At 75.9% G+C, this 8,955-nt stretch carries 8 protein-coding genes; all 8 read left to right on the top strand.

Annotation, left to right across the window (positions count from 1 at the left end):
• Nucleotides 1-596 (top strand): SAM-dependent methyltransferase (locus ACWPXV_RS14760; protein ID WP_454085928.1); only part of this gene is annotated, 596 nt, incomplete at its 5' end.
• On the top strand, nucleotides 593-1,441 hold the full coding sequence (locus tag ACWPXV_RS14755) for an NAD kinase (RefSeq protein WP_454085927.1): 849 nt from the start codon (nucleotides 593-595) through the stop codon (nucleotides 1,439-1,441). The genes ACWPXV_RS14760 and ACWPXV_RS14755, both read left to right, overlap by 4 nt.
• Nucleotides 1,438-3,120, top strand: coding sequence for a DNA repair protein RecN (gene recN / locus ACWPXV_RS14750; RefSeq protein WP_454085926.1), 1,683 nt, complete (start codon nucleotides 1,438-1,440; stop codon nucleotides 3,118-3,120). Before ACWPXV_RS14755 ends, recN begins: the two co-directional genes overlap by 4 nt.
• Entirely contained in the window at nucleotides 3,117-4,328 is a 1,212-nt protein-coding gene (gene steA / locus ACWPXV_RS14745) for a putative cytokinetic ring protein SteA (protein ID WP_454085925.1), read from the top strand. Before recN ends, steA begins: the two co-directional genes overlap by 4 nt.
• Nucleotides 4,329-4,335: 7 nt before the next feature.
• Entirely contained in the window at nucleotides 4,336-5,451 is a 1,116-nt protein-coding gene (locus ACWPXV_RS14740; protein WP_454085924.1) for a copper transporter, read from the top strand.
• Nucleotides 5,363-6,184: a hypothetical protein gene (locus tag ACWPXV_RS14735; protein ID WP_454085923.1), complete on the top strand. Its 822-nt coding sequence runs from the start codon at nucleotides 5,363-5,365 to the stop codon at nucleotides 6,182-6,184. Before ACWPXV_RS14740 ends, ACWPXV_RS14735 begins: the two co-directional genes overlap by 89 nt.
• Nucleotides 6,185-6,200: 16 nt before the next feature.
• Nucleotides 6,201-7,823: a murein biosynthesis integral membrane protein MurJ gene (gene murJ, locus ACWPXV_RS14730; RefSeq protein WP_454085922.1), complete on the top strand. Its 1,623-nt coding sequence runs from the start codon at nucleotides 6,201-6,203 to the stop codon at nucleotides 7,821-7,823.
• 21 nt (nucleotides 7,824-7,844) lie between these two features.
• Nucleotides 7,845-8,954 carry a glycosyltransferase family 4 protein gene (locus ACWPXV_RS14725; protein WP_454085921.1) on the top strand — a complete coding sequence of 370 codons (1,110 nt, stop codon included), beginning with the start codon at nucleotides 7,845-7,847 and terminating at the stop codon, nucleotides 8,952-8,954.
• Nucleotide 8,955 lies beyond the last annotated feature (1 nt).

Below are 8,955 nucleotides of genomic sequence, written 5' to 3'. Positions count from 1 at the left end.
GGGCGCCTCGACCGAGCACTCGACACGGCCGCGACTGCGATGGCGGGCACGACCTTCTGCGAAGGAGACGACGAATGACGACCGTTTCAGGGCATTCTGCCGGTGAGGTGCGGGGAGATCGCCGCGAGCTCGTGTGGTCCCTCCAGCAGGACCCCCGGGTCACCGTCCTGGACCGCACGAACGTCCGCACCCTCGACCCCGCCGCCGTCGCCCCGGCACCCGGGCTCGTCGTCGGGGACCTGTCCTTCATCTCCCTCACCCTCGTCCTGCCCGCCCTCGCGGCCGCGGCCGCGCCGGACGCCGACTTCCTCCTCATGGTCAAGCCTCAGTTCGAGGTCGGCAAGGAGCGTCTGGGCAAGGGCGGTGTCGTGCGCGACCCCGCCCTGCACGCCGAGTCCGTGCGGACCGTCGCCGACGCCGCCGCGGCGCTCGGCCTGGGGACCTACGCCGTCGTACCCAGCCCGCTGCCCGGTCCCAGCGGGAACGTCGAGTACTTCATAGGCTTGCGCCGTGACCCGAGCCGCGTCCACCCACCCGAGGAGCTCGACGCCGTGATCGCTGCCGCCATCGACCAGCGCCCGGCGGTGGCGCCGTGAGCCGCCGGGTCCTCCTCGTCAGCCACGAGTGGCGCGAGCAGGCGGTCACCGCGGCCGCGCAGGCAGAGGCCGGGCTGCGCGAGCTCGGCATCGAGCCGATCCGCGAGCTCGACGACGACCCTGCTCACGACCCCGAGCTCGTCCTCGTCCTCGGTGGTGACGGCACCCTGCTGCGCGCCGCCGAGCTCGTCCGCGGCCGCGACGTCCCGCTCATCGGCGTCAATCTCGGGCACGTCGGCTTCCTCGCCGAGGCCGACCCCGACAGCCTCGGGGAGGTCGTCCAGCGCATCGCCGACCGCGACTACACCGTCGAGGAGCGGATGACGATCGACGTCGAGGTCCAGACCCCCGCGGGCGAGGTCCACACCGGCTGGGCCATCAACGAGGCGACCATCGAGAAGGTCGACCGCTCCGGGGTCATCGAGCTCGCCCTCGGCGTCGACGGCCGCGGCCTGTCCTCCTTCGGCTGCGACGGCATCGTCATCGCCACCCCCACCGGCTCCACGGCCTACGCCTTCTCCGGCGGAGGGCCGGTCGTGTGGCCCGACGTCGAGGCGCTCCTCGTCGTCCCCATCGCCGCCCACGCGCTCTTCGCCCGCCCGCTCGTCGCCGGGCCCTCGTCGGTGCTCGCCGTCGAGGTCCTGGACCGCAACCTCTCCGGCGGCGACGTGTGGTGCGACGGGCGCCGCCAGCTGCCCGCGCCCGTCGGCTCCCACATCGACGTGCGGCGCGGCACCGAGCCGGTGCGGCTGGCGCGCATCGAGCCCACGCCCTTCTCCGGGCGGCTGGTGGCGAAGTTCGCGCTCCCGGTCACCGGGTGGCGCGGGGGGAGGAAGGACCCGTGATCGAGGAGATCCGGATCGAGAACCTCGGTGTCATCGCGTCGGCCACCCTCGAGCTCGGGGCGGGCTTCACCGTCATCACCGGTGAGACCGGTGCCGGCAAGACCATGGTCCTCACCGGGCTCGACCTCCTGCTCGGCGGTCGGGGCGACCCCGCGATGGTCCGCAGCGGCGCCGAGCGCGCCGTCGTCGAGGGCACCTTCCTCGTCGGGGACGACGTCGCCGCGCGCGTCACCGACGCCGGCGGCTCCCTCGACGACGACGCCCTCCTCCTCGCGCGCGCCGTGCCCGCCCAGGGCCGCTCCCGGTCCTTCGCCGGCGGCCGCAGCGTCCCGCAGGCCTTCCTCGGTGAGCTCGCCGCCGACCTCGTCACCGTCCACGGCCAGTCCGACCAGCTGCGCCTGCGCTCACCCGCCCGGCAGCGGGCGCTGCTCGACGCCTTCGCCGGCGTCTCCGCGCTGCTCGGGGAGTACCGCGTCACGTGGCAGCGGCTCACCGAGGTCCAGGCGCGCCTGGAGGAGTGGCAGGCCCGGGCCGACGAGCGCGCCGGGGAGGCCGTGCGCCTGCGGACCAACCTCGAGCTCCTCGAGACGCTCGACCCCCAGCCCGGTGAGGACGACGCCCTGCGCGCGGAGGCCGAGCGGCTCGGCAACGTCGAGGAGCTGCGGCTGGCCGCCGGCCGCGCGCACGCCGCCCTCCTCGGGGCCGGGGAGGGCGCCGAGCAGGACGCCACCGTCCTCGTCGACGACGCGCGCCGCGCCCTCGACGTCAGCGACCCCGAGCTCGCGGCCCTCTCCACCCGCCTCGCCGAGGTGTCCTACCTCCTGTCCGACGTCGGCACCGAGCTGTCCGGCTTCCTCTCCTCCCTGGAGGCAGACCCGGACCGCCTCCAGACCGTCCACGAGCGCCGGGCCGCGCTGCGCGACGCTGCCCTGCGCCTGGGCCTGGAGAGCACCGACGAGCTGGGGGAGTGGTCACGGGCCGCCGCGGCCCGGCTGGCCGAGATCGACGGCCCCCAGGACGGCGGCGCCGCGCTCCGCGAGGAGCTCACCGCCCTCACCGCCACCCTCGGCGAGCTCGCCGAGCGACTCACCGCCGCCCGCACCGACGCCGGCTCCCGGCTCTCCGAGGCGGTCGACGCCGAGCTCGCCGGCCTGGCGATGCCCGGCGCCCACCTCGAGGTGCGCCTCGAGCCGCTGCCCGAGCCCGGCCCCTGGGGCGCGGAGAACGTGGGACTCCTGCTGCAGCCGCGGCCGGACTCGCCACCCCGCCCGCTCGGCGACGGTGCCTCCGGCGGTGAGCTGTCGCGCGTCATGCTCGCCCTCGAGGTCGCCGTCGCCACGCCGGACGGGGACACGGCCGTGCGCCCCACCTTCGTCTTCGACGAGGTCGACGCCGGCGTGGGTGGCCGCGCCGCCATCGAGGTCGGCCGCCGGCTGGCCGGTCTGGCCCGCATGGCACAGGTCGTCGTCGTCACCCACCTGCCCCAGGTCGCGGCCTTCGCCGACACCCACCTCCTCGTGAGCAAGTCCACCGGCGAGACGACGATCACCGACGTGCGCGAGATCACCGGGCCCGAGCGGGAGCAGGAGCTGGCACGCATGCTGTCGGGGCAGGAGGACTCCGACGTGGCGCGCCGCCACGCCGCGGAGCTTCTCGACCGCGCCGTCGTGGCACGATGACTCGCGTGAGTCCCCTCTTCCGTCGCCGCACGCCCCCCGACACCGGGCCCGGTGTCACCGGTCCCGTGCGCGTGGACCCGCGCACGAAGAACCTCACCAAGCGCCTGCAGCCAGGTGACGTGGCGGTCATCGACCACCTCGACCTGGACCGTGTCTCGGCCGAGGCGCTCGTCGCCTGCCGCCCGGCCGCGGTGCTCAACGCCGCCAAGTCCACCTCCGGGCGCTACCCCAACCTCGGCCCGGAGATCATCGTCGCGGAGGGCATCCCGCTCGTCGACGACCTCGGCGGCTCGGTGATGGCGCTGCGCGAGGGACGGCCCGTGCGCGTGGACGGCAGCGCCGTCTACTCCGGTGACGTCCTCGTGGCCGAGGGCACCGAGCAGACCGAGGAGAGCGTCGCCGCGGCCATGGCCGAGGCCCGGGAGGGACTGTCCGTCCAGCTCGAGGCCTTCGCCGGCAACACGATGGACTTCCTCAACCGCGAGCGTGACCTCCTCCTCGACGGCGTGGGCGTGCCCGAGGTGCACACCGCCATCGAGGGCCGCCACGTCCTCATCGTCGTGCGCGGCTACCACTACAAGGAGGACCTGGCGATGCTGCGGTCCTACGTCCGCGAGTACCGCCCCGTCCTCATCGGCGTCGACGGCGGCGCGGACGCGATCATCGAGGCCGGGCTCACGCCGGACATGATCGTCGGGGACATGGACTCCGTGTCCGACTCCACCCTGCGCAGCGGCGCCGAGATCGTCGTCCACGCCTACCGCGACGGGCGCGCGCCCGGCATGGCCCGCGTCGAGCAGCTGGGAGTGGACCACGTCGTCTTCCCCGCCACCGGCACGAGCGAGGACGTCGCCATGCTGCTGGCCGATGACAAGGGCGCCGAGCTCATCGTCGCCGTCGGCACCCACGCCACCCTCGTGGAGTTCCTCGACAAGGGCCGCGCCGGCATGGCCTCGACCTTCCTCACGCGCCTGCGCGTGGGGTCCAAGCTCGTCGACGCCAAGGGCGTCTCCCAGCTCTACCGCACCCGGATCTCGACGCTGCAGATCGTGCTGCTCGCGCTCGCCGGGCTCCTGGCCATCGGGGTGGCGCTCTTCTCCACCGAGCTCGGCCAGGCGCTGTTCCAGATCGTCATGGCGCGGCTCGACGGCCTGTTCGCCGCCATCAAGGACCTGCTGGGCATCGCCCCGCCCGCGCCCACCTCGTAGGAGCACGATGATCGACTTCCGCTACCACCTCGTCTCTCTCATCGCCGTCTTCCTGGCCCTGGCGCTGGGCATCCTCCTCGGTGCCGGCCCTCTCAACCAACCCCTCGGTGACCAGCTCACCGGTCAGGTCGAGGAGCTGCGCGAGGACCGTGACAGGCTGCGCACCGAGCTCGAGGTCAGCGAGGTCGAGCGCGAGAACCGCGACCAGTTCCTCGAGGAGGTTGCCCCCGCCACCCTCGGCTCGCGTCTCGAGGGCCGCAGCGTCGCCGTCGTCGTCCTGCCCGCCGCGAACGAGGACGACGTCGCCGACGTGCGCCTGCGCCTCGAGCAGGCCGGCGCCACCGTCACCGGCCAGGTCCAGGTGACCGAGGCGTGGACCGACCCGGCGACCGCGACCTTCCGCTCGAGCTTCTCCGGCCAGATCCTCGGCTACCTCGACCCCGCGCCCGAGGACGGCGCCGACGCCGGTGACATCCTCGGCACCGCCCTGGGCCAGGCCCTCACCCGCAGCGACGTCGACGGCACACCCACGACCGACGCCGAGACGCTCCTCGAGCTGCTCGTCTCCGCCGACGACCCGCTCGTCGAGGTCGTCGAGGAGCCGGAGCAGGCCGCCAACGCGACCGTCGTCGTCGCCCCGCGCAGCGAGGCCACCGGCCCCGACGAGAGCCCCGAGCCTGCCGACGTCGAGACCCGTGAGCAGCGCCTCGCCGAGGAGGTCGCCCTGGCCCGCGGCATCGCCGCGACGGGTGAGGGCACCGTCGTGGCCGGCTCGGCCGCCACCGAGCTCGACCTCGTCAGCGCCCTGCGCGCCGGCTCCGAGGCGGCCGAGGCCGTGACGACCACCGACTCCGTCAGCGAGCTCACCGGTCGCCTCAGCGTGCCGATGGCCCTCGCCGTCGACATCTCCGGCGAGGTGGGGCACTACGGCGTCGGGGCCGAGGCCACCGCGCCCGTCCCGCCGCCGTCTACCTGCCCCCGCCGGCCGTGCCCGAGCCCGAGCAGGACGAGGCCGCCGACGAGGACGCCGCCTGATGGGGCGCCTGCGGGCCGCGCTGCTCGGGGTCGCCGCCACCGGTGCGGTGACCGTGGCGGCCGAGACCGCACCGCCCGGCGGGGCTGAGCGCTGGCAGCGCACCAACTACGCCGGCCGGCAGGTGAGCCTCCTCGGTGGCCTCGCCCAGGCCGGCGGCACGAGCCTCGCGCTGCTCGGCTCGGGCCGCACGGGCGCGGCAGCCGCCGTCGCCGCGGGGGCGGCGGGCGCGCTCGGCGCCGTCGACGACCTCACCGAGCGGGACGCCGACCGCCACGTCAAGGGCCTGCGCGGCCACCTCGGCGCGCTGCGCGAGGGCCAGGTCACCACCGGGGCGCTCAAGATCGCCGGGATCGGCGGCGGCGCGCTGCTCGCGGCGTTGATGCTCCCCGCTCGCGGCACGGGGCCCGTCGCGCGCCTCGTCCACCGCGGCACGAGCGCCGCGCTCATCGCCGGGACCGCGAACCTACTCAACCTCTTCGACCTGCGCCCTGGCCGGGCGCTCAAGGTCACCTGCGCCGCGGCGGCCGCCACCACGCTGGCCGGCGGGCCGGGTGCGCCCGTCGCCGCCACCGCGCTCGGCTCGGCGGCCGCCGGGCTGCGCGACGACCTGTCCGAGCGCACCATGCTCGGCGACACGGGCGCCAACGCCCTGGGCGCCACCCTGGGCACGGCGCTGGCCGCCCACCCCTCCCGCGTCCTGCGGGGCGGTGCGCTGGCCGCGGTCGTCGCCCTCACGCTGCTCAGCGAGCGCGTGAGCTTCTCCCGCGTCATCGACCAGACCCCGGCCCTCCACGCCCTGGACCAGTGGGGCCGGCGGTGAGCCCGGTGGCCGGGAGGTGACCGAACCGGTCACCGGCCGCCGCCGCGTCCTCGCCGGGGTCGCCGGCGCCGCGGGCATGATGGCGGCCGTCACGGTGCTCTCGCGCGCCGTCGGCTTCGTCCGGTGGTTCGTCCAGTCGGCGACGCTCGGCGACTCCGCCACCGCCAACGCCTACTCCACCGCCAACACCCTGCCCAACGTCCTGTTCGAGGTCGCGGCCGGCGGTGCGCTCGCCGGCGCGGTCGTCCCGCTGCTCGCCGCCCCGCTCGCCCGTCACCTGCGCGGGGAGGTCGACCGCATCGCCTCGGCGCTGCTCACGTGGACGCTGGCCGTCCTCGTGCCGCTCGGGCTCCTCGTCGCCGTCCTCGCCGGCCCGATCGTCGGGCTGCTGCCCGACTCCGTCGGCTCCGACGTCGAGACGCAGCGGCAGCTGGCCACCTACTTCCTGCGGATCTTCGCGCTGCAGATCCCGCTGTACGGCGTGGGGGTCGTCCTCACCGGCGTCCTCCAGGCACAGCGGCGCTTCCTCCTCCCGGCGATCGCCCCGCTCCTGTCCAGCGTCGTCGTCATCGGCGCCTACCTCGCCTTCGGGACGTTCTCCGGCGGGATGGCCGACGACCCTGAGCGACTGGCGCAGTCCGCGCTCGACTGGCTCGCCTGGGGCACCACCCTGGGCGTCGCGGCGATGAGCCTGCCGCTGCTCGTGCCCGTCGTGCGCAGCGGCGTGCGCCTGCGCCCCGCGCTCCACTTCCCGCCCGGCGTGGGCCGCCGCGCGCTCAACCTCGCCGCGGCCGGGATCGGCGCGCTGCTCGCCCAGCAGGTGAGCGTCGTCGTGTTCATCGTGCTGGCGCGTGCCGGGGGCGTGGAGGGCACGGTCACGATCTGGGAGTACTCCCGCGCCGTGTACTTCCTGCCCTACGCCGTCCTCGCGGTCCCGGTGGCCACCGCCGTCTTCCCGCGGCTGGCCGAGCTCTCCGGGGGCCACGACCGGGCCGCCTTCGCGGCCATGGCCGTCGGCTCCACCCGCTCGGTGCTCGCCGCGTCCTTCGTCGGCGCGGGCATCCTCGCGGCCGTCGCGCCGGGCGTCACGGCCGTCTTCTCCCTCAGCGGCACGATGGAGGGGATGACGACGGCGGTCACCTGGCTGGCCCCCGCCGTCGTCGGCTACGGGCTCGTCTTCCACGTGTCCCGCTGCCTGTACACCCTGGACCGCGGCCGGGCCGCCGTGACGGCGACGGCGGCCGGCTGGCTCGTCGTCAGCGTCGCCGCGGCCGTCCTCGTCCAGGTGACCGCGCCCGACGGCGGGAACGGGCCGGCCACGCTCAGGTCCCTCGCGCTGGGCACCTCGATCGGCATGACCGTCGCCGGCCTCCTGCTGCTGTGGGCGCTGCGGCGGGCCCTCGGTGCCGACGCGCCGCTCGGCGGGCTCGTGCGGACCATCGCGGTGGGCGCGGCCGGGGCGGCCGCCGGGGGACTGGCCGGCCGGCTCGTCACCGACGCCGTGCTCGGGGCGGTGGGTCCCCAGCTCCTGTCCGGCCTGCTCGCCGCCGCGGCCGGGGGCCTGTGTGCCGCGCTGCTCGGCGGGCTCGCGGTGGTGCTCGCCGACCGCACCGCGCTGCGTCCCGCGCGCTGGTCGTGAGGCCGTGACATGGTGAGGGCCATGCGGATCGTCCAGCTGACCTCGACGAGCGCGGGCGGCGTCGCCCGGCACGCACGTCAGGTCGCCGGACTCCTCGCGGACGCGGGGGAGCAGGTGCTCCTCGCCGGCCCGGCCGACGTCGTCGCCGAGTCACCCGTGCCGACCGCCGTCGTCGACATCGCCGACCGGCCGCGTCCCAGCGACGTCGCGGCCCTCAAGCGGCTGCGCGGCGTGCTCGCCGGCACCGACCTCGTCCACGCCCACGGGCTGCGCGCCGGGGCCGCCGCCGTGCTCGCCACCCGCGCGATGCGGGCGAGGCCCGCCGTCGTCGTCACCCTTCACAACCTCCCCGTGGGAGGCCCCAAGGTGCAGGCGGTGGCGGCCGTCCTCGAACGCGTCGTCGCGCGCGGCGCCGACCTCGTCCTCGGGGTGAGCGGTGACCTCGTCGCCCGCGCCACCCGCCTGGGCGCCTCCGCGCAGCGGGCCCTGGTCCCCGCACCGGCTCGCGCCGAGAGCGGCCCGCTCGACGACGCCGCCCGGCAGCAGCTGCGCGCCTCCCTCGGTCTCACGGCGCAGGAGCGGCTCGTCCTCACCGTCGGGCGCCTGGCGCCGCAGAAGGGCCTGGGACTCCTCACCGACACCGCCGCCACCCTCGTGCGCAGCGGTGCGCCCGCCTTCCGGTGGGTCGTCGTGGGGGACGGGCCCCTGGCCGATGAGCTCGCCGAGCGCGTCCGTGCCCAGGCGCTGCCCGTCGTCGTCGCCGGCCGCCGCGACGACGTCACCGCGCTCAACGCCGTCGCCGACGTCGTCGTGTCGACGAGCACGTGGGAGGGGCAGCCGCTCGCCGTGCAGGAGGCCCTGCAGGCCGGGGCCGCCGTCGTCGCGACCGACGTGGGCGGCACGCGCGAGGTGACGGCCGACGCCGCCGTCCTCGTCCCGCCGCAGGCCGAGCAGCTCGCCGCGGCCGTCTCCCGGCTGCTGACGGACGACGCCGAGCGGGACCGGCTGCGGGACGCCGCACGGGCCCGGGCGGGTCGCCTCCCCACTCCACAGGACGTCGTCGCCCAGCTGCGCGACGTCTACGCTCGAGCCGTGGTGCCGCAGCGCACTCGCGGCACGGACCGGACCTGAC

Source organism: Georgenia sp. Marseille-Q6866 (assembly GCF_965111665.1).
Note: the sequence above shows the minus strand (reverse complement) of the source record. Positions and strands in the feature narration are given on the sequence as shown.

Bases quoted from the DNA above. Each gene is read 5' to 3' on its own strand.
- steA (WP_454085925.1), top strand. From the start codon at position 3,117: ATGACTCGCGTGAGTCCCCTCTTCCGTCGCCGCACGCCCCCCGACACC.
- ACWPXV_RS14740 (WP_454085924.1), top strand. From the start codon at position 4,336: ATGATCGACTTCCGCTACCACCTCGTCTCTCTCATCGCCGTCTTCCTG.
- ACWPXV_RS14735 (WP_454085923.1), top strand. From the start codon at position 5,363: ATGGGGCGCCTGCGGGCCGCGCTGCTCGGGGTCGCCGCCACCGGTGCG.
- ACWPXV_RS14725 (WP_454085921.1), top strand. From the start codon at position 7,845: ATGCGGATCGTCCAGCTGACCTCGACGAGCGCGGGCGGCGTCGCCCGG.